Below are 25,301 nucleotides of genomic sequence, written 5' to 3'. Positions count from 1 at the left end.
GATATTAATTACCATCACAATTCGCACCATAAACATGACGAAACGTTTATTATCCATTTTTTTGCTGATAAGCTTATCCTTTTGCACAATTATCACACAAGCGCAAACCCAACAAAGCGTAAGCGGTGTAGTTTTAGACGAAAAAGGCGATCCTCTGCCCGGCACTACCGTAGCCATTGAAGGTACATCGCTAAGTGCTGCTACAGACACTAAGGGCCGTTACACCATCAAACTCGAACCCGGAACGTATACCCTGCATGTCAGCTTTATCGGCTACACATCTTCCTCCCATAAAATCAATGTAACAGCGGGTAACGATGTTAAGCAAAACATCTCCTTATCCACCGATAACTCATCGTTACAACAAGTGGAGATTACCGGCCGTAAAGAGAAAACGTACAAAACCAAATCAACCTTTATTGGCAACAAAACCGAAACGGATATTAAGGATCTGCCGCAATCGGTATCCTACGCCAGTAAGGAGTTAATGGCCGATCAGGGTGTTGTTCGTACCGGCGATATCGTTAAAAACTTCAGCGGTGTAAACCAGTTCACTTTTTATGATGACCTGACCATCCGTGGTTTCCGTGTGAACGGCCAAAGCAATACCCAATTGGTAAACGGCCTGCGCACCAGCACCGGCTTTTGGAAACAACCGCTTACCAATTACCTGGAGCGTGTTGAGGTGCTGAAAGGCCCGTCATCAGCCCTTTACGGCAACGCCAGCCCGGGTGGTGTGGTTAACCGGGTAACCAAAAAACCGCTGAATGAAACCCGCCGCCAGTTAAGCATGTCATTAGGCAGCTTTAATACTTTGCGTGGTTTGGCTGATTTTACCGGCCCTGCCAATAAAGATAGCTCCCTGCTTTACCGCCTTAACCTGGGTTATGAAGATGCAGGCTCGTTCCGCGACCTGCAATTTGATAAAAACGTGGTAGTTGCGCCATCGCTTACCTTTATAGCGTCCGAAAAAACCAGCATCAACTTTGATATGGTGTACAACAGCTCACGCTCGAGGCTGGACAGGGGTCAATCCGTTATTGGTAATGACCTTTACTCTACTCCGCAATCATTAGCATTGAGTACCGCTAACGACTTTTTAAATGAGCAAACGTACATTGTAACCCTATCACTTAACCATAAATTTAATGATAAGCTGAGCTTTAACGCCGCCTACTCAAAAACCGGCTACCAGGAAGATTTGTATGAGCATAGAAGCGCCAATGCTTACGCAATGGACAGAAGTGGCAATGCCATCCCTAACTTAGTTGCTATGCAGGTTTTTCAGCGCAAGCGCAAACGCTATATTGATAACCTGAGTGGCTATTTTAACTACAATGTTAAAACCGGTCCTTTTGAACATAAAGTTGTTGCAGGTTACGATTATGGCAGTGAAAAAATGCCTGTCGGCGCATCGCAATTAACCGCATCCGGGTATCGTGATACAACAGCCGTTGGCTTTAGTAATTACAGAGCCGCCGATAGCTTGAGTAAAAAATTCATCCGTGATAAAAACGGTAATCCCATACCTAATATTCCTTCATTTGACCTAAGCAATCCAATCGCGTCACAACGTATGCAGGATGATAGCAAAGCTTTATTTTCTCAGAATGTATTAAATCCCACTTATTACTACCTGAATGCGGGTTATGTGCAGGATCAGATCAAGCTTGGCCGTTTGCAATTATTAGCCGGTATTCGTTATGAGTATTATACGGACTTCAATAATTATCTAACCAATACCGAAGTTAAAACACACTCAAGTGCCTGGTTGCCACGCTTTGGCCTGGTGTACACAGCTACCAAAAATATAAATGTGTACGGTACCTATGTAATGGGCTACAACCCGCAAACCGCGGCTAACCTGGCTAACCCTAACGCGGGCGGACCTTTTAAGCCTTTGACCAGTAACATGATCGAGTTTGGCGCCAAAAGCAGTTGGTTTGACGACCGTTTAAGCATTACAACAGCCGTTTACCAGATTGAACAAAATAACACACTATACCCTACAGGTAACGGCGATCAATTAAGGCAAGTAGGTAAAGAACGTGCACGCGGTGTGGAGTTTGACATCACCGGTCGCATCCTGCCTAACTGGAGCATTCTAGCATCTTATGCTTATAACGATGCCAAAATTGTGGAAAGCCTTGTGCCCGCAGAACTTGGCCTGCAAAAACCAAATGCCCCAAAAAATAGCGCGAACATCTGGACGAGATATAACTTTGTACGAGGCCCGCTAAGCGGCTTTGGTTTAGGCGTTGGGTCAAACTATGTGGGTGAGCGTAACCTATCCATAGATTTAACCAAAACCATCCCGGAATACCTGCTGGTAAACGCGGCGGCTTACTATCGTGTAAACAAAGTACAATTGCAGTTTAACGCCAACAACATTACCGGCAAAAAATACTGGGTAGGCGGTTATGATTATATCAGGCTGTTTCCGGGTGCACCTGCCAATTATCTGTTAACTTTAACCTACGATTTTTAATAGCTTATGATTTGGAAGCGAGTTAAAGCCGTAGCCGCATGGCTGCATTTATGGGTAGGCCTGGTTACCGGTATCATAGTAGTACTGGTATCAGTAACCGGGTGCATCCTGGTGTTTGAGGATGAGCTTTTTGATACTTTTCACCGCGATCTGGTTGAGGTGAAACAAACCGGCCCCGCAAGGCCGGTTTCTGAGTTATTGGTAATAGCGCAGAAAAAGCTTGGCAAAAAAAAGCCCGTCACGGATATCCGCATCAATGAGGCCGACCACAGCTATATTTTTTCGGCAACCAAGATTAACAAGAAAGATAAGATAAAGTGGTGGAGTTATTTCAGCCAGTTTAAGTATAAGGATGATGTTTACATTAACCCCTACACCGGCAAAGTACTTGGCGTTGTAGATGTTAGATATGAGTTTTTTAACGTTACCGAGCAGTTGCACCGACAGTTGCTGCTGGTAAAACCGGTAGGCAGTGTTATCATTGGCTCGTGCATTTTGTTGTTTTTGCTGATGATGATAACCGGGTTTATGCTTTGGCTGCCCAAAAACCTAAAACAGCTAAAAAAGCACCTGACTGTAAAATGGAACGCCAGGTGGAAGCGTGTTAATTATGATCTGCATAACAGCTTCGGCTTTTACGTACTGCCCATTGCCATGATCATTGCTATCACGGGCCTGGTATGGTCGTTCAAGTGGTGGGAAGATGGTATTTACCGCATTTTAGGCTCGCCGGGTAAAATTGAGCTGGTGCGCAAAGCGCCTGATGTTAAACCAAACATAACCCCTGCTGTTAAAGAAAGCCGCACGCTTGATAATATTTTGGCGCAAATACAACGTGAGCTCAATAACAACTACCTCACCATCGGCCTTAACCTGCCCGAGAAAGACGAGGCTACTCTGATGGCCTATGTTTATCATAAAAACCGGACTGATGGCTGGCGCAACATGAGCTATTTTTATTTTGATATGCGCAACGGTAAGCAGTTTGACCAATTGCTGCACAGCCAAAAGCCGTTGGGCTTAAAGTGGCGTAACTCCAACAAGGATATCCATACCGGGCGCATTTATGGGCTGGGTACGCAACTGCTGGCTTTTTTAGCCAGTTTTATATGTGCCTCATTACCCATAACAGGCTTTTTAATATGGTTGAATAAACGCCGTAAAAAAGGCAAAAAGCCGGGGATAAAAAGGCAGTTGCCTGCCCTTAGTGCGGTGGTTATACATCGCGCTGACCCAGTATCATAATGCAATCCTTCATTATTTTCAATCAGGCAGATTTTTCTTAAAATCTGCCTGATTTGTTTTTGAATATTATTTAGTAATTTTAAACTACCGTTATAATCATTTCAGATACCTGTGTTTTTCCTTTCGTGCCGTAAATAATTGGGTTGTTATTATTAAAAATCCGGTTAACTAAAAATGTACTTTATACGTAATAGTTAATTTTGCATGGTATATTAATCTGTTTATGAATACTTTGTCATATTCCATCGATTTTGAGATGCTGCGCGCGGTTGTTGACGAAACACCTACGCCAACCGCCTTGCATACCGGTGCCGATATGCAGATAACGCTGGCCAATAAAGCCATGCAGCAGGTATGGATGAAGGATGACGGCGTACTGGGCAGCCCCTTTTGCCTTGCAGTACCCGAGCTTGCCTGCCATAGCATGTGTACATCACTATTCAATGCTTACCAAAACAATCAACTTATAGAACTTAAAGAGGAAAGGGTTGACCGCGTAATTGGCGGTAAAACTTATACCTCTTATTACCACGTATGCTTTAAGCCGCTAACCGGTAAAGACGGTTTGGTTTGGGGCATATTGCATACCGCTTATGATATTACCGAGCAGGTTGAGGCCCGCTACCAGTTAGCCGATGCGCAGCAGCGGTTACAGTTAGCCATTGAGTCGGCAGGGTTGTGTACCTGGAGTATCAATGCTGCCGATATGCGGATCTACCCATCAGCACGCACCAAAGAATTTTTCGGACTGAAAGCTAATGAAGAACTGCACTTTGAAGAAGCCCTTACACGTATTGGCGAGCAGCAACGCCCCCAGGTGCTCGAAGCTATAACCAGGGCTTTTGAACAAGGCGGCGGCTGCGATATGGAATACCCCATTACCGACCCTAAAACAGGCAAACAGTTTTGGGTGCGCTCAACCGGCAGGTTGTACTATGATGCGCACGGCAAACCGGCAAACTACTCGGGCATCATGATTGATATTACGCAGCGCAAGCAGGAAGATCTGCGTAAAAATGATTTTATAGCGATGGTTAGCCATGAGCTTAAAACACCGCTAACCTCTATTAAATCATATATCCAGATATCAATGGGGAAAGCGCAAAAGCTTGGCGAACCGTTTATAGCGGGAGCCCTGGCCAAAGCCGACCTGCAGATTGTAAAGATGACCAAGATGATCCGTGGTTTTCTTGACCTCTCCAAGCTGGAATCGGGCAAGATCACCCTGTCTCCCGAAGTTTTTGACATGAGCGAACTGGTTACCGAGGCCGTAGCCGAGGCAAGGTTTATCAATACCAATCACTTTATTGAGTTAAACCATAACGATGCCTGCCGGGTAAATGCCGACCGTAACAAAATAGCGCAGGTGCTGGATAATTTTTTAAGCAACGCTACCAAATACTCCCCACGCGAAACACAGATCTACGTTGCCTGCACCTGTAACGAAACTGACGTAATCGTTTCCGTTACCGATAATGGTATCGGCATCAAGAAACAGGATCAGGCTAAACTGTTTGACCGCTTTTACCGCGCCGATAACGAGATCATGAAAACGGTTGCGGGGTTTGGCATTGGCCTGTACCTGGCAGGCGAGATCATCCATCTGCATAACGGCAAAATATGGGTGGATAGCGAGGAGTATGAAGGAGCAACCTTCTCTTTCAGCCTGCCCCGTATCGCATAGATTTAAATTGACGGCAGTCATCAGGTAAATTCTCGATATTCTATCTTAACTGAACGGTGCATAACCGCATTGTTGGCCTTTGGCAATAAGCAGGCATTTTTGGAGTGTATTGTATAGTGTGATTTACAAAAATCTGAACTATTTTTACTAACGTAAAACATCATCTATGCATACTGTAACTGTCGATCAGCTTAAACATAACGAAAACCTGCAAAACATTCCGGACGAGCAACTGCAATGGCTTATTGATCAGAGCCATGTTGAAGAGTTTGAACCTGGCCAGCGTTTATTTGAGGCCGGTTCGCCCTTAGATTTTACGATGATAATTTTAGAGGGCAGTTTTAGGATATGTATGGTACAAGGCAACAGCATACGCGAGGTTGCCCAGCTTGCCGAAGGCGCCATCACCGGCTACCTACCCTACTCCCGTGGCAAAAAAGTAATTGGTTACGGCGAATGCGTACGTAAAATGACGGCCCTTTTGTGCCCGGCTGAAAAAATGCAGGAAGCCATTAAGCTGCATTATGAACTTACCGAAGCGCTTGTACACATCATGACCAACCGCGTGCGTGATTTTACGGCCCTGCAACAGCAAAATGAAAAAATGATGGCGCTGGGTAAACTATCGGCAGGCCTGGCTCATGAGCTTAATAACCCCGCGGCGGCCATTGTACGCAATACATCGGCGTTAAAAGATCAGTTGAAACAACACCCGCATATATTTAAGCAGATAGCCGCTATAAACCTGAAAATGAGCGAGGTTGACCCCATCAATACTTTTATACAGGAGATCATCAACAGGCCGGATAAACCGGTACACAGCATGCTCGAAAAATCAGCCAAGGAAGATGAGATCATGGACTGGCTGGAAGATCACGAGATCAAAAGTTATGAAATGGCCGAAACACTTACTGATGTTGGCTTTGAGGTGAATGACCTGGACAGGTTAAGGGACAAGGTGGCGGTTGATTGCGTATCACCTGTGCTGGTATGGATCAACAATACCTTAATGACTGATAAGCTGGTGACCGATATTGAAGAGGCATCGCGCCGTATCAGCGAACTGGTAACCTCGGTTAAAAACTTTACCCACATGGATATGGATGCTGACAAGCAGCCGGTGGATATTAAGGAAGGCATTATCAGCACGTTAAAAATGATGATCTACAAGATCAAAAAAAATAACATACACCTGGAAAAGAGTTTTGCCGAAAACCTGCCTAAAGTAAACGCGCGCCCCGGCGACCTGAACCAGGTATGGACCAACCTGATCGATAATGCACTGGATGCCATGGAAGGCAACAACGGCGATACGCTGAAGATAAGCACCCGGCAGGACGGCAACTTTGTACAAATCAAGATTACGGATAACGGACTCGGTATACCAGAGGAAATACGCAGCCGCATTTTCGACCCATTTTTTACCACCAAGGCCATGGGCAAGGGTACTGGCATGGGGCTGGATGTGGTTAACCGTATTATCCAGCAGCATAACGGTACAGTTAAAGTAAAATCAAAACCCGGCGAAACGGAGTTTGAAGTTTGTCTGCCTTTAAATCAATAAAAAAACAACAATCACAATCACCAATCTACCACCACTTACAATAAATGAATCAGCCTATATTATTTTTAATTGACGACGACCCGCAGGTGCTGCGGGCCATTAACCGCGATCTGCGTGCTAAATACCGTCAGGACTACCGTATACTCAGCACCTCATCAGCCAATGAAGCATTAACCAGCCTGCTGGAGCTTAAAAACAAAGGCGAGGTTGTTGCCGCTTTTATATCAGACCAACGCATGCCCGAAATGCAGGGTGTTGAGTTTTTAACCAAGGCCATGGTTTTCTTTCCGGAGGCCAAGCGTGTGCTGCTTACCGCCTACTCAGATACCGACGCGGCCATAAAAGCGATCAATGATGTTAAACTGGACTATTACCTTACCAAACCCTGGGACCCGCCCGAAGAAAAGCTATACCCCATAATTGACGACCTTTTGGACGATTGGCAAGGCAACTACCGCCCCGACTTTAAAGGCATTAAGGTATTGGGGTACCAGTTCTCGCCCCAATCGCACGAGGTGAAGGAATTTTTGGCCGGCAACCTGGTACCTTACCAGTGGATCGATATGGCCGATGAGGAAGGTACCCGCCTGTGTAATGTAAATAACCTGCAACCCAAGGATTTCCCCGTACTGATATTTGAGGATGGCGAAGTAATTAAAAAGCCAAGCATTATCGATGTAGCCTCAAAAATTGGACTTAACCCAAGGGTTAGCAATAATGTATATGATGTAGCCATTGTTGGTGCCGGTCCGGCAGGGCTGGCGGCTTCGGTTTACGGCGCATCCGAGGGGCTGAAAACCTTGCTTATTGAACGTCACGCACCCGGCGGTCAGGCAGGTACCAGTTCACGTATCGAGAATTACCTGGGTTTCCCGAGTGGTTTAAGCGGCGCTGATCTAACCCGCCGTGCCGTTACGCAGGCTACCCGTTTTGGCACTGAATTCTTGTCCCCGCAAACCGTAAAGGAGATCCGCATAAAGGATGGTTATAAGGCCATTATATTAAATGATGAAACAGAGATCAACGCCAAGGCTATCATCATTACTACCGGCGTTGATTACCGCAAACTGGACACCAAAGGCATAAACAGCTTTACCGGCGCGGGCATATACTATGGCGCGGCCAATACCGAAGCCCTCTCCTGCCGCGATAAGCAGGTTTATATTGTAGGTGGCGGGAACTCTGCCGGGCAGGCGGCCATGTACCTGTCCAAATTCGCTAAACAGGTTTGTATCATTATCCGCAGGGAAGATCTGTCGTCTACCATGTCGGCCTATCTGATAGAGCAGATCAACGGGGTGCACAACATCTGCGTTAAGGCTTGCAGCGAAATAACCGAGGCTAAAGGCGATGATAAACTGCAACAGCTTACCATTACCCAACTGCAAACCGGCAAAAGCGAGGTTGTTGATGCCGATGCGCTGTACATATTTATAGGCGCTAAACCTTATACCGAATGGCTGGGCACCAATATTATAAAAGACAATAAAGGCTTTGTTGAAACCGGGCGCGAACTTAACCGTTACGATGGCTTTAACAAGATATGGAAGATGGAACGCGACCCCTACCTGCTTGAAACCAGCACTCCGGGTATTTTTGCCGCCGGCGATGTACGTGCCGGAGCCATGAACAGGGTAGCATCCGCCGTAGGCGAAGGATCAATGGCCATTAGTTTTGTACATAAGTACCTGGCCGAAGTTTAATATTAAACCACCTTTAAAACATGGAACAACCAACCTGCAACCATATAAGCGCTATTACTGAAATTACTATTGGCGATAATTACGTTTGCGAGGAATGCATAAAGAATGACGGTACGTGGGTTCACCTGCGTACCTGCCAAACCTGCGGCGTTACCTTATGCTGCGATGCATCGCCAAGCAAACACATGACCAAGCACTATCACCGCTCGCAGCACCCGGTTATCGCCTCGGCCGAGCCGGGCGAACGCTGGTTATGGTGCTACCCGGATGAAGTTTTTACAGAGTATTAATTTACTACGTGAATGAAACCCCTGATTGTTTTACTCATAAGCTTTGCCATTGCGGCCGGTTTACTGGTTTTTACCGATTACCCTGAAGCGCTTGCACTTGCCGGGCGAATTGCCATGGCCATAATGCTTTTGTTTACCGCTTTGGGCCATTTTATATACACCAAAGGCATGGCCATGATGGTACCCGGCTTTATACCATACAAAAAACCGTTGGTATACATTACCGGCATTATGGAAATTGCAGGTGCCGCGGGCTTGCTGTTGCCAACACTTGCAAGAGGTACCGGCATCGCGCTAATTGTATTTTTTGTGCTGATGCTGCCCGCCAACATTTATGCTGCCGTTAATAATGTCGATTATCAAAAGGGCACTAATGATGGCAGCGGAACAAGTTACCTTTGGTTCAGGGTGCCGTTGCAGGTGCTGTTTATTGTATGGGTTTACTACAGCGCGGTAGCCTGATGTATCTATTTCAAAAAATCAACGTATAAGCGGTATATATCATTAATCAGCTTTATTACCGGCCAATGAGACCCATTTATATACCTGCATACATCAAACAATACCTGATAAAAGATCATTCGGCCGAGAATTTTGAACGCATACGTACTGCTTACCGGCAGCTTTCAAAAAATACAGAACCGCTGATCTCGGTAGTTATGCCCGCCTACAACGAGGAGGAGAACATTGTACAAACCCTTGCATCATTATGCAACAACGCAACGCAATGGCCTGTTGAAATTGTGGTGGTGAACAATAACTCCAGGGATGCCACCGAACAACTGATTAAAAACTGCGGCGTAAACTATATACTCGAAACCACCCAGGGCATTACTCCTGCCCGTAACTGCGGTCTGGCGCAAGCCCGCGGCAAGTATATATTAAATGCTGATGCCGATACCATTTACCCCAAGGACTGGATCGAGGAGATGATTAAACCATTAGTAAACAGCAATAATATAGCTATTACTTACGGAATATTTTCGTTTATCCCCATTGGCAGCACGGGGCGCTTTACCTATTATTTTTACGAGGGATTTGCCGAACTTACCCGTTTTTATAACAGCAAATTTAAAAGCGAAGCGGTAAACGTTTACGGTTTTAACTCCGGTTTTCGTAAAGAGCAGGGCTTGCAGGTTGATGGGTTTAACCACCCGCCGGGCACCAATGAGGATGGTTACCTGGCCTTAAAGCTAACCGGTAAGGGCTTTGGCAAAATGCACCGCGTATCAAACTCCAAAGCCATTGTTTGGACAACCGACCGCCGTATACAAATTGACGGTGGGCTGTGGAAAGGCACCTGGAAACGCCTTAAACGGTTATTAAATTTAAAATAGCCTGCCTTTAATTAAAAAGCTTCCGGGTAATCGGCTTTTAGTTGCGCGCTTACCTGGGCAAGCTTGTCTTCCAGTTCGGCGATGGTTGCATTGGGGTTGGCTGCTGAATTTTTTTCAAGCTCACGCACCGGTTCTTTCAGTATCTCTACCCCCATGTTCCCCACGGTTGATTTCATTTTATGGGCAAGTGCCGATACGGATTGCCAATCGGCACCGGCGGCGGCTTCCTTCATCTTGTTCATGTCCTGTAAAGTAATATCACAAAACATCTTGATCATTTTATTATTAAAGGCCTGGTTGCCTTTGCTTATACTGTCGATGATTGACAGATCGTATAACTTAACGCCGGTATTCATAGGTTGCGGGGTATTTTCTACAGGGGTATTACTTTCAGGAATTACAGATTCCTCCGGGCTAACCGGCTGTTCCATATTTTCGGTTGATGTATGATCAGCATTATGCTCAGCCAGCTTTACGCGATCTTTATCCTTACCTATTGCTTCAACTATTTTTTCGTACAAATGTTCTTCCGAATATGGTTTTGTAACACAATCATCCATACCCGCATCCATGTAATATTTACCATCGCCTTTTAAAGCATTGGCCGTTAGTGCAATAACGGGCACATCACGATATAGCGGATTATTTAACTGCCTGATGTGGCGTGTAGCCGTTAAGCCATCCATCTCCGGCATTTGTATATCCATCAAAATCAGGTTATAAAAATTAGCTGAGGCTTTTTCAAGCGCTACCACACCATCTTCGGCCACGTCAACCACGCATCCCCATGATTCCAGGAGTGTTTTTACCAGGAATAAATTCAGTTCCACATCCTCGGCAACCAATATGCGCCTGCCTTTTAACTTATCTGGATCATACTGATTTTCATTCCCGGTATAACGCTGTGCATAGGCCATGCCCTTTTTAAGGGTAACGCTGAATATAAAATCGGTACCTGAATTGGAGTTGGTATTCACCTTAATATGGCCGCCCTGCAATTCAACCAGGCTTTTTACAATGGCCAGCCCCATGCCTGTACTGCCCTGCTGCCTGGTAAGGTTTGATGCAGGCCACATAAAAGGGTCAAATATAAAGGGCAGCCTGTCCTCACTAATGCCTATGCCCGTATCAGATACGGTAAATTCAAGCAGCACCTTATCATTGGCATTATAAAGCAGCGCGGTTGATACCGTTACGCTGCCTACCTTGGTATACTTAATGGCATTACTAAGCAGGTTAGACAGTATCTGCGCGAAGCGGGACTCATCACCAATAACAATAAACTCCTCGGGTAAACGATTTTTTAGTACCAGGTCGATATTCTTCTGCCTGGCTTTAAGCTGAAATAACTGCAAAGTACGCACCAATTTATTGCTGATGTTAAACGGACGGCTCTCCAGCTCAAGGTTGTTCGAGGTGATCTTTTCAAGATCGAGCAGGTCGTTCACAATAGTCAGCAAACTATCTGCCGATTCGGCAATAAGTTTGGTATAACCCTGTTGCTGCTCAGTGAGCGGTGTTTTGGCCAAAAGTTTATTTAAGCCCATTACCCCGTTCATCGGTGTGCGGATCTCGTGGCTCAGGTTAGCTAAAAAAACCTCTTTGGCACGGGCGGCATTATCAGTAGCCATTTTGGCTTCGCGCAGTTCCTTCTCAATTTTTACACGGTCGGTTATATCATGCGAAAAGCCGATGATATACGGATCGTTGCTATCAGCACCTGCCACATAACTCTGGTAAAATAAGTAAACAATATCCTTACCGTTACGATGTAATGCCCTGAATATACCCCTGGCGTTACCGCCTGCTTTTAGCTTATCCAGGTAAAAGCGAGATAACTTACCCTGGTCAAAATCAGGCAAAAGCGAAGCGATGTTTTTGCCTGTTACTTCATGCTGTGTATAACCTAAAGTAGCGGTTATAGCCGGGTTAACACTTAAAATATCTCCGTTAATTTGATGTGTGTAAATAAGCGCCGGGCTCAGATCATACTGCTCACGGTACTTTTTCTCGCTCACCTGCAATTTATCTTCTGCAAGCTTACGGTCGGTAATATCAATACTGTAACCTACCACAAATTTCACCTGGCCGGTATGGTCAAGCACTGGGTACATGTGCCGCAGTTTGTACAATTGCTCGCCCTGGCGGTTAATGATACTTTCTTCCCAGGTTTTTAAGCGGCGGGTTTGCATCACCTCGTTAAAATGCGCGCGCCTTTCGGTGGCAAGGCTTTCGGGCCGGTTGGTGAGCCAGCAAAAATCCTCGTCCTTTAAACCGATCATCCTTTCGCGCAGGGCGGTGTCTCGTATGGCGGCCTGGTTTATAAATATGTAACGGTGCCCGGTATCAAAAACCACCACCTCGGCAGGCACCTCATTAAGTATATCGAAATAAAAGTCGAGCTTATTTTTAAGCGCCGTATCGACAATGTTATTCGCCGCATCATTGCCTGTACCTATTATGGTAGTACCTGCAAACAGATACTGATCGGTTGATTTTAAATACTCAAGCTGCCCCTGTATATGGATGCCGGTGGTATTAAGCGGCGTTAAGGTTACGCTACGGCCAATCAATACAGACAGGTAGTTACCGTTCGGGCTTTCCTCTTTGTCGGCTATTTTAAAAGTATCGGCAAAACTATCACCGGCATGCAGGGTTATAATATTGCTAAGCGCGGTGCCATACGCGTCCACTTTCAGGTCGTGATTACTTAATAACAGGTAATAAGGAAACAATCGGCCTAATTGCTCCGCGTTAAAAAAAAAATGCGATACGTTCATTAACCAACAAAAAGTGTTTACCGAAATTTAATTTAACTTGTTACAGCCAAATCTGAGGTTTTAATTTCCACACAAAATAGTAAATAATTTTATTACTAAGTAACTAACCTATATACTGAATTTTGCGTAATAGGGTTACCTGTTAAGTTAAATTTTAATCGGAATATTTTATAAAATAAACAATTACTATCAGCCTATGGCAATCACTGATACTCATAAAATCAAAATACTTGTTGTTGAGGACGATCCGTATATGCAGATCATCCTGAATGAGTTTTTAAGCGCCACCTACGAGGTAGAAATGACCGACAACGGGATGGCCGCCCTTGCTTATTTGCAAAATGGCAACATACCTGACCTCATACTATCAGATTATAATACACCCGAAATAACCGGCCTGCAACTGATTGAGCAGGTAAAAGCGAGTGATTTTTTCAAATCCATCCCCATCATCATTCTTTCGGGCGAGGAAAGTTCAGAAAAGCGGATTAAGTGCCTTGATAGCGGCGCTGATGATTTTGTTGTAAAACCCTTTAACCCCGCAGAGCTTGCCGCACGTATAAGGGTAGTATTAAGACGTGTTGAAAGGCCATTATAAGTTAGTTTAGTACAACAAGGTATTTATTTATGTCAGAAATTAATACACCGGGTAACGCGAGCATTATAGCGCTTGTTAATTGCCATAATGATGTTGCTGATTTTTTTAATGGCCTGAAGCTGCCTGTAAATGATGTAGTATGTTATAATGACAACGATGCCCTTATTGATGCGCTTGAAAAAGGTGTAAACATTGCCGCCATCGTTTCGCAAAGTGAAATACTGGCACCGGGCGGCGTACAGCTTATTGAAACCATTAAAAAGACAAGGAATGATGCGCCGCCATTTTTTATGGTGGTGAATCACCTGAGTGCCAACCTGCGTAAACTGGCCCTGGAATCGGGCGTGGTTGACGTTTTTTGGCAGCCCCTGGTTGCCGAAAATATTGAATCGCGCATTAATTTCACCCTATCGCAATGGAGCAAGCTTAAAACCAACCTGGTTAAAAAAGCCCCTGCCCCTAAAAAAACACCTATTGGCAAACGCATATTTGACATTGTTTTTGCAGGCGGTGTATTGCTCGTGCTTTCGCCCCTGTTCCTAATTATTTACCTGGCTATAAAGCTGGAATCGCGCGGGCCTGCTTTTTATTATTCGCTGCGTGTTGGTACCGGTTATAATGTGTTTAAGTTTTACAAGTTCCGGTCCATGTATGTTAATGCAGACCAACGTATTAAAGACCTGAAGCACCTGAACCAGTATACCATTGATGCCCAGAACAAGCAGGAAAAATCAGCACAGGATAATACAACTTATTTATGTGCCGAGTGTACCAGTTATGGTAAATGCCAGTTTCCGCTACATGCCGATAAGGTTACCTGGTGCGAAAAGCAATACATCAGCTCAAAACGCGAGGGTGGCGATTCGGCATTTTTCAAGATCAAGAACGACCCGCGTATCACCAAAATAGGCAACTTTATACGTAATACCAGTATTGATGAATTGCCGCAGTTATGGAACGTGATAAGGGGTGATATGAGCATTGTGGGCAACCGCCCGCTGCCGTTGTACGAAGCAGAGAAACTTACTACTGATAAATATGCGTTGCGCTTTGCCGCCCCGGCAGGCATAACCGGCCTGTGGCAGGTTGAAAAGCGCGGCAAAGGCGAAATGAGCGAAGAAGAACGCCTGATGCTTGACAATTACTACGCCGAGCATCACAGCCTTTGGAATGATGCCCGTGTGATTTTAAAAACTATACCGGCGTTATTGCAAAAGGAACAGGTGTGACCTTATTCAAATTCTTTTGATCACTTAAAAGATATGGGGCGGGTAATGAACTGTTCTTTAAAAATTACTTTGAAAGGTTTTGCTCATATTAACTTTAGTCTGCTCTTGGCCGCAGAGGCCAGTTACTTTGTCTTAGACACAAAGTAACCAAAAGTCAAGCCGGAAAAAACCTTCAGCCGCACAGGCCATACTCCCGACCCGGTTTTCCGGCAGGCCACCGCTTCTATTTATTTGGAAAGAAGTATAAACCTTTCATAACCTATAATTCCGGCCTTTTAATTTTCGTGTAGCAAGTGTATGCACTACCTTTCAAAGAAAATCAAACAGCCGGCGATTTATTCGTAGTTGCTTGTTTTTTATTTGTACTCACGAGATCGCTAACGCTAAGTCTTGTTTCTTTTGATCGCTCAAAAGAAATTTAGGACAGGTAGTAAACTTTGTATGTGTACATAATTAAGTCGGATATCCGAAAGAGGTTGCTTCGTACCGCGCAATTACATATTGTTTTTAGAAAAATTTAGTCCTTTTAAATGAGGTACGCGGAGAAATCTGGCGCTCTATTATTATCGCAGGCAGATATCTCGCTATCGCTCGATATGACAAATGGAAATACAGACAGGCAATACTTATACCCTTACCCAATCCTTTAATTCAAAATCGTAACGTTTAATTACGCGGGCGGGGTTGCCTACGGCTACTGAATATGGTGGTATATCTTTGGTAACCACGGCACCTGCCGCTACCACGCTATGTTTGCCGATGGTAATGCCTGAGGTGATTACAGCGTTGGCTGCTATCCAGCAATCATCCTCAACAACAATAGGGGCTACCAGTATTTTCTGAGCCTGTATGGATTGGTTTACATCACGATACTCATGGTTAAGGCCGCTGGCTACAATGTTTTGCGCGAAAATAACATTATTGCCTATGGTAACCGGGCCAATAATTACGTTGCCCATGCCGATTAATGCGTTTTCGCCTATCAACACATCGCCAACGCCGTTGTTCACCGTACAAAAATCTTCAATGGTTGAGTTGGCACCAAGCTGAAACCGGTTGAACGGCAACACATCCATACGGGTACGGCTACGCACTTTGGAGCCTTTACCGCGACTATGGATAAACGGATTTACAAACCACTTTACCCAAAGCCGTGGCCGCGCCTCACCGGTAGGTATCAGCATCCAGTGTACCAGTTTTTTAAGTTTGGGATTGTTCTTTATTTTATCTTTTAAGGACATGTGTTTTTAGTGATTGGTGGTTAGTAGTTAGAGATTGGTTGTTGCGACGTTAGTTGTGAGTATATATGGTTAGTATTTTCTCTATTGATCTTTGTTCTATATACCGATCACCAACCACAAATCACTAATCTCAAACTATTGCCTCTTCGCTTTTTCCCAAATGGCACTTTGTTTACCTGCCGAGTACCTGAAGATGCCTCTTATAACCGCATAGTTCATCATGCAAAAATAGTAGGGAATAAAAAATATCTTCACCTTGATCTCCCGCGCTTCCAGTATCCAGCCAAATAAGGACATGCCATAAAAACCTGTCTGCGCTATAAGTAGCAGCAGGTAAATACCGTAAACTCCGTTAGCCACTATCATGATATTCAGCAACAGGGCCAGTATCATCAAAAACGGCACTACCGTCCACCTTAGCACGCGGTGGCTAATATATTGAAAGCTCAACACAAAATTGCGGAAAGGGTTTAACAATGGCTTTAAGCGTAGTATGGATTGTATCCCCCCCGCCGCTATCCTGATCTTGCGTTTTAACTCCTCACCCACATTTTGCGACGCGGTTTCGGTAGCGTAAGCATCCGGCTCATATAAAACACGGTAGCCATCAATGGTAACCAATAGCGATATCATAAAATCATCCAATATGGTATCAGGCTGTACCGGTACGTACAACTCCCGGCGTATGCTGAACAACTCACCTGCCGCGCCTACTACTGAATACAATTCTGAATCCCAGGTTTTGAGTTTTGATTCGTACTTCCAGTAAAAGCCCTCGCCTGCGGTGGCATCAGCCGTTTCATCAATATGTACACGCTTTTCGCCGGCTACCGCGCCTACTTTTTTATCCGCATAATGGCGGCATATATTTACAATGGCATCATTATTTAAAAAGGTATTGGCATCGGTAAACACCACTACATCGGTAGTTACCTCCGTCATGGCCCGGTGTACGGCGGCTATTTTACCGCTGCGGCCATCCTTATGCATCAGTTTTACCTGCGGAAAGGTGGAAACAATGGCCGCCGTATTATCTGTTGAGCCATCGGTTATAAAAATAAATTCCAGCTTACCTTCAGGGTAGTTCAGTGCCAGGCTGTTTTGTATCTTTTCGGCAATAAAACGCTCCTCGTTGTAGGCGGCTACCACCAGCGTACAGCTTGGCAGGTTAACTGCAAGGGGCAATACCGGCTTGCCTTTTAACGCACGCTTTATTTTAATCAGGCCGAACAATACTATTCCGTATCCGGCAAAGGCATAAAAAACTATAAAAAGGCTCAGCCAAAAAGTAATGATCATATATTATTTTAAAGGATAACCTAAATAGATACTGTTTTTACTTTGCGTAATGTTCCACCAAATGGCTTTCAACAGCCATTTTATAAAATCGACATGGCCGGTTTTAATATACCTGATGATGTTTCGGGGCGTTACCACCAACATAAAAAAAACATAAAACACCAGCTTTGCTGTAAACGGCGCGTTGCGGCGGATAAACAAGATGCGGTTACGGTTCATAAAGTACTCTTTAAGCGCGCTTACCCGCCCTACCGATACCGACTCCTTATGATAAATAAGGGCGGCCGTGTTCAGCCATATTTCATACCCAGCACGCCTGATCCGGTCGCACCAGTCCAGTTCCTCGTAGTACAAAAAAAAGTGATCGGCCATTAATCCGGCCATATCTATACATTCCCGGCGCAGCATCATGGCAGCGCCATGCGCGTAACCTGTAGGGCCGGTTAAATTGTCATACTGCCCTTTGTCAACCTCAAACTGCCCGATGGCATTGTTGCGCGCGGTATAGTAGTTCATAGGCGTAAAACCCATGTATTGCAGCTTATCAGGCTCATCAAAATAGCGTATTTTGGGCGATACCATACCTACCTTGTCATTACCATCCAGCGTATTTACCAAAGTTTGAACCAGGCCCGGCGTAAACTCCGTATCGTTATTTACCAAAAACAAATAATGGCCTGTGGCGGCTGCAATGCCAATATTATTACCTCCGGCAAAACCTAAATTTTTATTGGAACGTATAAACTGAACATCGGGATATTTTATGATCCAGTCGGGCACATTGTTTACCGTGCTGCCGTTATCCACAACAATTACCTCGATATTGGTGTAGTTGTTTGTTGAAATGATGGAGGCAAGCAGGGCTTCAGTAACCGAACTTTGATTATAATTAACCGTTATGATAGATACGCGTTTCATTTAAATTATATCCTTTGTACGGTTTTATAACTAATGTGTTGTTGAAATTATCAATTTAAATTGAGCGACCAAACTAATAATACCCATGCAGGCCACGGCAATACGGGCGACGAACAGGCCATCAACCAAAAACTGGATGAGCTGATAGCGTTGCTTGCCGAAAGCAATATGGATAGTGATAAGGCCCGCAACATACAACAGCGGCTTAACAAGGCTATCGAAGATTCGGCACAGGGTAACGAGGGTATTGAGGCGTTCAGGCAAGTTGATACTGACAATGCATCGCGCGATGATCTGCTGGATGAGTTCAGCATTCTGCTGTCAACCCACCAGTTTGATAGCGAAGCATCGAAGCAATACATACGGGCCGAAAAGGGTGCGAATGTGGTTTTAATGATCATCAGCCTGGTAATGATAACCCTTGGGCTGGCCATGATAGTGATGCCCGCACCGCCGGATTTTGAGATCTATACCGTATTTTACTTTACCCCTAATGACGGTATAACCATTATGGACCTGATCTCATCGTTAATTGTGCTTTCAGGTATATATTTGTTCATTAAATCATTGTTTAAATCTCCCGTCAACCCCAAACCATGATACAGGCTAAAGAAAATAAGATCCTCCTGGTTGACGATAACCTGCTTTTTTTGAACATTATGGTACAGGCGTTCAAAAAAACAGGCTGGGAATGTTATACCGCGCACTCTGCCGCATTGGCACTTGAAAAGTTGCAGTTAAATGTGCCCGACATTATCCTGTCTGACTATGAGATGCCCGGCATGAATGGCATTGAATTTAGGCAGCGGCTTATGGAGCAGGATGTGTTTAAGGATATTCCTTTTGTTTTTTTGACCTCGCTCAGCGATAAAGAAACCCTTGAGCAGGGACTTGGCCTGCAAGCCATTGACTTTATTATTAAGGATACGCCTGTAAACGTAATCATCTCCAAGCTCAATAATATACTGCATACTGTAAATAAGCAGCGTGAACTATCAACCCTTGAAGTACAAAACGCGGCCAAGGCGCTTAATATAAAATCTATCCCGCAAAAAATACCAGCAATAAGCGGCTTCCGGGTTGATTTTTGGCACCATGCCTATCATGATATCCCGGGAGGGGATTTTATAGATTTTATAACGGTGAATGAGCGGTTTACCTACATTGTACTGGGCGATATTATGGGTAAAAAGTGGATGGCCTGGTATTTTACGTTCGGATACCTGAGTTATGTGCGGTCGGCAGTTCGGTTTGCGGCGTTAAGCAATGAGTTTTCGCCAGCTACCATATTGCAAAAGGTTAACAGTATTATTTGCCTTGATGATGTATTGCAGGATATTTTATCCAGCCTGTCGTTATTGTTAATTGATAATCAGGATGGTATAATAACCTACGCAGGTGCCGGCGATTTACCGCTACTGCATTATCAGGCTACCGAAAGGCAATTAGCGCAGGTTAATACCGATGGCCTGCTGCTGGGTATGTTTGCCGATGTGGCTTACACCGAAAAACAAATAACTTTAAACAAAAACGATCAGCTTTTTATATTTACTGATGGCATGATTGACATGGCGGACGAGGGTGGCGTTAAAACCGATTACGAAGGTTTTAAACAAAAACTTGCCGTTAAGCTTACACAGGCCATTAGTTTTGATGACATGAAAGAAGGATTGTTCAACCAAAACCCTGACATTGTAGTGGATGATCAGAGTATTATAAATATTTGTAAATTATGAACATGATCAGCATTGATACTGACACCGCAGGATATATATCCTTAAAAACAACCATAAACGAAGCGAACCTGAACAATTCGGAGAAATTTAAGGCTGAGCTTGTTGGCCTGTTGGATGAACACCGCAAACGCGTAATACTTGATATGAACAGCATTGGTTATATGGATAGCTCTTTTTTAGGCGCGCTGGTATCGGCACTTAAACATGCCATAGCCATGAAAACCGATATACTGCTGGTTGGTTTACGGCCTGATATTCATAACCTTTTTACCCTCATCAGGCTTGATAAAGTGTTTAAGATATATAAAACCCTTAACGAGGCAACCGCTGTATAATATGCGTACACGAACCACACACCAGGAATTTGTTTTTTTAAACAACCAAGCGGCGTTAGTACCATCGTTAAACCAGGTGCTGGCTTATATTGAAGAAAGCACCGGCATATCCGCTGTTGAAAATTACGCGTTGTTTTTTAAGGTTAAATCCATAACTACAGAGTTGCTTACCAATGGCTTTAAGCACTCGCACGCGCATACGGTAAACCTGGTAATTGATGTTGATAGCAATAGCTTAACGATACAAAAATATGATAACGGCCAGCCAGTAACATTTGGCCCTGCCGGTCCGGCTATATGCTGCGGCAAAAAACAGTTGAGTTATGATATTATGTGTCGTTTGTATGCTAATTATCACGATACGCATAACATTACCTTTACGGTTGAAGAATGCCCAACTGATGAGCTGCCCGATATTGAAAACATTACCGAACATTTTGGCCTGCTTATCATCACTAAATGTGCTGATGAATTCAGTTACAATTACGATGCAGAGAATAAGCTGAACCTGTTTACCGCTAAAATAAACCTTTAATTTTAAAATCTTACATTAAGCAAATGCTCGTCAATATACCTTAGTATAGCGGCATCTTTATCCATATCAAACTTACGGGCGAAATACGTGCCCGATGTTTTAATGGTGTCAGCATCGTGCATGGTAAGTATCTTAGGGCTTGCCCCTCCTGCCGACCAATCAATATACCTCAGATCATTATTTACCATACTATCCCGCAAGGGAGAATTGTATAATATGGTTTGAAAAATAAATTCATCAGGAGCCCAGGTGAGCTTCATAAATCTGCGGAACGCGGGATGGCCGTCCCAATAATCAAGTATATACTCCACGCAATCAGCCGCTATAGTAAACCATTGCGACCGGCCTACCAACACCATACTATCTGGCAATTCACGTTGCGGCAGCACCCTGTTTATTAAACGCTGGGTAGAGGTTTTTAACGGGAAGTGGTAATTGTTTAAGTGATATTTTTGCACCCTGGGCAGTGCTTCCAGCCAATGTGTTTCGGCAACAAGCGCGTTCATAAATGCCTTACCGGGGTTGGCGCTTAAATAGTTTTGAAACACATCTGCAGGCTGTAAAGGATAATCAGCCCCGCTTAACAAATTAACGTAACCATATACTTTACCGCAGCCTGTTATTTGCTTAAAACCGTTTATGGTAGCCTGTACAACATTAAAAGTACCCCAGTAAACCTTTACCCTATCCGTCACAAAAAACACATTGGGTAGTTTTATCGCCCTTTTAAATGGCTGTATATCTGTTTTGGCATCTACATGTATATAAATGTCAGCATCCGGGTGGGCGAGCCTGTCCACAAGGCGCGCCAGTTGCTCAGGCTTGTTATGGGCAAGTATTAAATGGGCCAGCTTCATTTATAGTTTTACGTAACATAACTATTTTATGATGCGTTTCGTACTACACTAAAATTTAACATATTTACAGAGTACCAATTGCACATTTATGAAAGAAAGGTTTGAGGTTTTAGACATTTTTAGAGGATTATTCTCAAGCCTTGTTGTTTTATTTCACATGAGCGCCTTTTCGGCCACACCGGTGATCAACAACAACTTTGTATACAATGCCGATCTGTTTGTTGATTTCTTTTTTGTACTGAGCGGCTTTGTGATCAGCTACAGTTACCAGTTTATTGAGAGCGGCGAGCAGCTTGGCCGTTTTTTTAAAAAGCGCTTTTTCAGGCTCTACCCCTTACATTTTATAGTGCTGCTGCTTTTTGTAGGGATCGAACTATCAAAACACTTCGCGGCACAATATGTACAGGTAAATAAAATTGATAACGCCGCTAATAATACCACAACATTTTTCACCAACCTGTTTTTACTCAACTCGGTAAAAATGCCCGGCGTTAATGATGTAAGCTGGAACATTGCAAGCTGGTCTATCAGTGCCGAAATGATCGCATACCTGGTATTCGGGTTAACCATGTTGTTCATCAATAAAAGTAAGCTGTTCGCGGCACGTAACCTGGTTTACACGCTGATTGTGGTCGCCGCCTTTGGCCTGCTGTTCTATCTTACTAAAAGCACCGAACTTACCTATACTTTTAACTACGGCTTTTTGCGCGGCATCGCGGGCTTTTTTACCGGGGTGCTTTGCTTTAATGCCTACAATTATTTAAAAGCCTGGCTGCGCCCGTTGCCCAATGTTTTTTTTAGCTTTTTAGAGATCGCCGCGCTCGGCCTAACCTTCGCCTTTGTTTGGTACGGCGATATTTTTAAACAATACGGTTATGTATACGAGCTGTTGTTCTTTATTACGATATTGATCTTCGCATTTGAAAAGGGATGGCTATCGGGCATGTTAAAAAAGCCGCGTATACTGCATGAAACCGGCAAACTCTCTTACTCTATTTACATGATCCATACGCTGATATTGAGCTTGTTCAACATCGCTTTTATCAGGGTACTAAAACTTCCGCCTTCGGCGTATGCCTACCTTTTTGTACTCAATTACTTAATCATCTTCTGGCTGTCGCGATGGACTTTTAAGCATATTGAAATGCGCTTTAACCTGAGCACCCGCCGCGAGGGCAAAAGAAACTGGTGGCTTTGGTAATTTAGAATTTCATTTTCTGTCGCATTTGCCCCCAGTACATTTTAGTCTCGCTTAAACCCAAAGCGTATACACTCATAAACGGAAATTTGTGGTAGCGGTTAAGCGCCACGTAACCTACTATTACCGCTATCAGCGTTGGTACAACGGTGGCAATGGCTATACCATAAATGCTCTTTAACAGCACTACACCCAGCACATCGAATATAATGTTGGCGGCAAGCATGATCAGCACCTTATAAAAGTTGACCTTTGGCTTATGGATCACATCCAGCGTAAGAGCAAAGAAACGGTCGGCAGGGTAAAGCAACGCGAACGTCATGAACAGGCGGAACACATTGGCCGCCTCGGTACCAACATATTTACCGCCGCCTATCAGGTAAATAGGCACATCGGCAAGCAGCACAGCAACAATTGCCGCGGGTATCAGCACTACGGTGATAAGGCCGATATACTTTTTCATGATATAGATCACCTCACTGCGGCTGTTTTGATTGTAAGCGGCGGCTAACGATGGCATGCCTGTAGCGGCAAAACTGCGCAAGGGTATTTCAACCAACTGCATTAACGTTTGCCCAAGATTATAAATAGCTACCGGCGCGGTACCTAAAAAGTAATTGATAATAGCCACGTCAGACAGGCGGAACATGTTTGAGCTAAGCGTAGTACCTACGCTGAATTTGCCGAAATTAAAAATGGTTAGCGTGGTTTCCTTAGTACGTTTACCCAGGGTGTTGAGCCTTGTCCACCGCATAAGCAACGTGTACAGGCTTGTTAGCGCGTGTGATGCCAGGTAGGCATACAGCACATTAAGCAAACTGCCTTTATTGAGTATAAGCAGCGTAACCACAATCAGTATAAAACTACCCTGGTTAACAAAACGCACGTACAAAAGCCTGTCAAACCGTTGCTCGCCCTGCAGTACACAACTAGCTATAAACCAGGGTAAGGACAGGATGTAAGTGAGCCCGAAATATTTAAAAAATAATATATACCCGCCATCCTGAATGTATTGCATAAAAAACAACACCGGCAGGTTTAGCAATATAAGCGTTCCGGTTATGCCCAGGGCTATGTACCAGGTTGAGCCAACCACCTCGGCAGCACGCTCGGGTGTTGCACCCGCGTAAAACTTGATGAACGCTGTAGTAAGAAACCCGGACCGGAAGGTATCAACAAATAAAATGGTAGTTTGAAAAATAACCCATACACCTACTTCGGCAAGCGTAAGCGACCGGTAAATGATGGCGGTAGTAACCATGCCCAGGCCAGACATGATGATGTTACCTGCCAACGATAGGAAATGCTTGTTTTTAATTAAGGCCAGTAGTTTTGATAGCATGAACGGTTGTTATACAGCGTTTATAAAACACCTGTTGATAAAACATGTTATTATTGCATATTAGCTTAAAAAAATAAACAAAGCAATATTTAAACCTTATACGGTGTAAATTGCGTAAAAGATTGTATGACTGATCCTGATTTATATTTTAAGGATGTTACCCTGCTGGTTACGCATTACAACCGCAGCCGCTCGCTCGAACGCCTGCTGGATACTTTCAGGGAACAGGGAATAATATTTGGCGACATCGTGGTATCTGACGATGGGAGCCGCCCCGAACACCTTGAAAAGCTGACAGCCATGCAGTCCGCCTATAATTATCGGCTGGTAACCACGCCAAAAAATCGCGGGCTTGGCAATAATATTAATAAAGGGCAGGATGCCGTGCAAACCCCTTACACGCTGTACGTTCAGGAAGATTTTGAACCGAAGGAAATATTCGCCACGCACTTTAAGGATGCCCTGCAATTTTTTGAAACGGACCCTGAGCTGGATATCGCCCGCTTTTACGCGTACTTTAAGTATCCGTATACCAAACCTTACAACAAGGGCTTTTCAGAAATGAGGTTTTCGGCATCACCATTGAAGAACAACCACCTCAAATTTTATGTATATAGTGATCACCCGCATTTACGCCGCAGCAATTTTTTGCAGAAATTCGGCCGTTATCCTGAAGGGATAAAAGGTGATCTGACGGAATACCGAATGGCATTATCCTTCATTCAGCATAAAGGCAAAGGCATATTTTTTGACCGGTTTACTGATCTGTTCTATCAAAAAAACTCGTCGGACGAGCCAAGCACCATGGGCCGTGCCTCATGGCGCGAAAGCAAAAACCCGCTTGCACTGGCAGCAAGGGCCGTATACCTGCAATTTAAACTACTAAAATGGACTTACGACGCGCTGTTTAAGAAAGTATAAC

22 protein-coding genes are annotated in these 25,301 nt (G+C 44.3%); 16 read left to right on the top strand and 6 right to left on the bottom strand.

Annotation, left to right across the window (positions count from 1 at the left end; genetic code table 11):
- The first annotated feature begins 34 nt into the window (after positions 1-34).
- From AC3WJC_RS06395 to AC3WJC_RS06360, 8 genes are all read left to right on the top strand, one after another.
- Positions 35-2,488: a TonB-dependent receptor domain-containing protein gene (locus tag AC3WJC_RS06395; RefSeq protein ID WP_492398241.1), complete on the top strand. Its 2,454-nt coding sequence runs from the start codon at positions 35-37 to the stop codon at positions 2,486-2,488.
- A gap of 6 nt (positions 2,489-2,494) precedes the next feature.
- Positions 2,495-3,733 carry a PepSY-associated TM helix domain-containing protein gene (locus AC3WJC_RS06390; protein ID WP_492398240.1) on the top strand — a complete coding sequence of 413 codons (1,239 nt, stop codon included), beginning with the start codon at positions 2,495-2,497 and terminating at the stop codon, positions 3,731-3,733.
- Between the two features lie 223 nt (positions 3,734-3,956).
- Positions 3,957-5,417, top strand: a complete 1,461-nt coding sequence (locus tag AC3WJC_RS06385; protein WP_492398239.1) for a PAS domain-containing sensor histidine kinase — start codon at positions 3,957-3,959, stop codon at positions 5,415-5,417.
- Positions 5,418-5,583: 166 nt separating this feature from the next.
- Complete coding sequence (locus tag AC3WJC_RS06380; RefSeq protein ID WP_492398238.1) at positions 5,584-6,981, top strand: ATP-binding protein; 1,398 nt, start codon at positions 5,584-5,586, stop codon at positions 6,979-6,981.
- 44 nt (positions 6,982-7,025) lie between these two features.
- Positions 7,026-8,684, top strand: a complete 1,659-nt coding sequence (locus tag AC3WJC_RS06375) for an FAD-dependent oxidoreductase (protein ID WP_492398237.1) — start codon at positions 7,026-7,028, stop codon at positions 8,682-8,684.
- 20 nt (positions 8,685-8,704) lie between these two features.
- Positions 8,705-8,974 carry a UBP-type zinc finger domain-containing protein gene (locus AC3WJC_RS06370; RefSeq protein ID WP_492398236.1) on the top strand — a complete coding sequence of 90 codons (270 nt, stop codon included), beginning with the start codon at positions 8,705-8,707 and terminating at the stop codon, positions 8,972-8,974.
- 12 nt (positions 8,975-8,986) lie between these two features.
- The gene (locus tag AC3WJC_RS06365; protein WP_492398235.1) at positions 8,987-9,436 is read left to right on the top strand and encodes a DoxX family protein; all 450 of its coding nucleotides are present in this window, start codon (positions 8,987-8,989) and stop codon (positions 9,434-9,436) included.
- Between the two features lie 65 nt (positions 9,437-9,501).
- Positions 9,502-10,311, top strand: coding sequence for a glycosyltransferase family 2 protein (locus AC3WJC_RS06360; RefSeq protein WP_492398234.1), 810 nt, complete (start codon positions 9,502-9,504; stop codon positions 10,309-10,311).
- Positions 10,312-10,322: 11 nt separating this feature from the next.
- On the opposite strand, the gene AC3WJC_RS06355 is transcribed toward AC3WJC_RS06360, so the two are convergent.
- Positions 10,323-13,091 carry a PAS domain S-box protein gene (locus AC3WJC_RS06355; protein ID WP_492398233.1) on the bottom strand — a complete coding sequence of 923 codons (2,769 nt, stop codon included), beginning with the start codon at positions 13,089-13,091 and terminating at the stop codon, positions 10,323-10,325.
- A 196-nt stretch (positions 13,092-13,287) separates the two neighbouring features.
- Between AC3WJC_RS06355 and AC3WJC_RS06350 the strand changes: the two genes are divergently transcribed.
- Together AC3WJC_RS06350 and AC3WJC_RS06345 are read left to right on the top strand one after the other, a co-directional pair.
- The gene (locus tag AC3WJC_RS06350) at positions 13,288-13,689 is read left to right on the top strand and encodes a response regulator transcription factor (RefSeq protein ID WP_492398232.1); all 402 of its coding nucleotides are present in this window, start codon (positions 13,288-13,290) and stop codon (positions 13,687-13,689) included.
- Between the two features lie 29 nt (positions 13,690-13,718).
- Positions 13,719-14,918: a sugar transferase gene (locus AC3WJC_RS06345; RefSeq protein WP_492398231.1), complete on the top strand. Its 1,200-nt coding sequence runs from the start codon at positions 13,719-13,721 to the stop codon at positions 14,916-14,918.
- Positions 14,919-15,544: 626 nt separating this feature from the next.
- Here AC3WJC_RS06345 and AC3WJC_RS06340 read toward each other — a convergent pair.
- The 3 genes from AC3WJC_RS06340 to AC3WJC_RS06330 all read right to left on the bottom strand — a co-directional run bounded on the left by AC3WJC_RS06340 (position 15,545) and on the right by AC3WJC_RS06330 (position 18,376).
- A complete protein-coding gene (locus AC3WJC_RS06340; protein ID WP_492398230.1) occupies positions 15,545-16,159 on the bottom strand; it encodes an acyltransferase in 615 nt (204 codons plus the stop codon).
- A gap of 135 nt (positions 16,160-16,294) precedes the next feature.
- A complete protein-coding gene (locus tag AC3WJC_RS06335) occupies positions 16,295-17,458 on the bottom strand; it encodes a glycosyltransferase family 2 protein (RefSeq protein ID WP_492398229.1) in 1,164 nt (387 codons plus the stop codon).
- A gap of 3 nt (positions 17,459-17,461) precedes the next feature.
- Positions 17,462-18,376, bottom strand: a complete 915-nt coding sequence (locus AC3WJC_RS06330; protein WP_492398228.1) for a glycosyltransferase family 2 protein — start codon at positions 18,374-18,376, stop codon at positions 17,462-17,464.
- Between the two features lie 60 nt (positions 18,377-18,436).
- Between AC3WJC_RS06330 and AC3WJC_RS06325 the strand changes: the two genes are divergently transcribed.
- From AC3WJC_RS06325 to AC3WJC_RS06310, 4 genes are read left to right on the top strand one after another with little or no spacing between them, the layout of a single operon-like run.
- Positions 18,437-18,976, top strand: a complete 540-nt coding sequence (locus AC3WJC_RS06325; protein WP_492398227.1) for a hypothetical protein — start codon at positions 18,437-18,439, stop codon at positions 18,974-18,976.
- Entirely contained in the window at positions 18,973-20,112 is a 1,140-nt protein-coding gene (locus tag AC3WJC_RS06320; RefSeq protein ID WP_492398226.1) for a SpoIIE family protein phosphatase, read from the top strand. The genes AC3WJC_RS06325 and AC3WJC_RS06320 overlap by 4 nt, the downstream gene beginning before the upstream one ends.
- Positions 20,109-20,447, top strand: coding sequence for an STAS domain-containing protein (locus tag AC3WJC_RS06315; protein WP_492398225.1), 339 nt, complete (start codon positions 20,109-20,111; stop codon positions 20,445-20,447). The genes AC3WJC_RS06320 and AC3WJC_RS06315 overlap by 4 nt, the downstream gene beginning before the upstream one ends.
- 1 nt (position 20,448) lies before the next feature.
- Entirely contained in the window at positions 20,449-20,982 is a 534-nt protein-coding gene (locus tag AC3WJC_RS06310; protein WP_492398224.1) for a hypothetical protein, read from the top strand.
- 2 nt (positions 20,983-20,984) lie between these two features.
- Here the strand turns inward: AC3WJC_RS06310 and AC3WJC_RS06305 are convergent, their stop codons facing one another.
- Positions 20,985-21,839, bottom strand: coding sequence for a beta-1,6-N-acetylglucosaminyltransferase (locus AC3WJC_RS06305; RefSeq protein WP_492398223.1), 855 nt, complete (start codon positions 21,837-21,839; stop codon positions 20,985-20,987).
- Positions 21,840-21,927: 88 nt separating this feature from the next.
- Here AC3WJC_RS06305 and AC3WJC_RS06300 point away from each other — a divergent pair, with 88 nt between their 5' ends.
- Entirely contained in the window at positions 21,928-23,040 is a 1,113-nt protein-coding gene (locus AC3WJC_RS06300; RefSeq protein ID WP_492398222.1) for an acyltransferase family protein, read from the top strand.
- Position 23,041: 1 nt separating this feature from the next.
- Here AC3WJC_RS06300 and AC3WJC_RS06295 read toward each other — a convergent pair whose 3' ends face one another.
- On the bottom strand, positions 23,042-24,379 hold the full coding sequence (locus AC3WJC_RS06295; protein ID WP_492398221.1) for a lipopolysaccharide biosynthesis protein: 1,338 nt from the start codon (positions 24,377-24,379) through the stop codon (positions 23,042-23,044).
- 126 nt (positions 24,380-24,505) lie between these two features.
- Between AC3WJC_RS06295 and AC3WJC_RS06290 the strand changes: the two genes are divergently transcribed.
- Positions 24,506-25,300, top strand: a complete 795-nt coding sequence (locus tag AC3WJC_RS06290; protein ID WP_492398220.1) for a glycosyltransferase — start codon at positions 24,506-24,508, stop codon at positions 25,298-25,300.
- Position 25,301 lies beyond the last annotated feature (1 nt).

It is taken from the genome of Mucilaginibacter sp. FW306-07-L, assembly GCF_058782065.1.
This window is presented reverse-complemented; position numbering and strand designations above follow the sequence as displayed.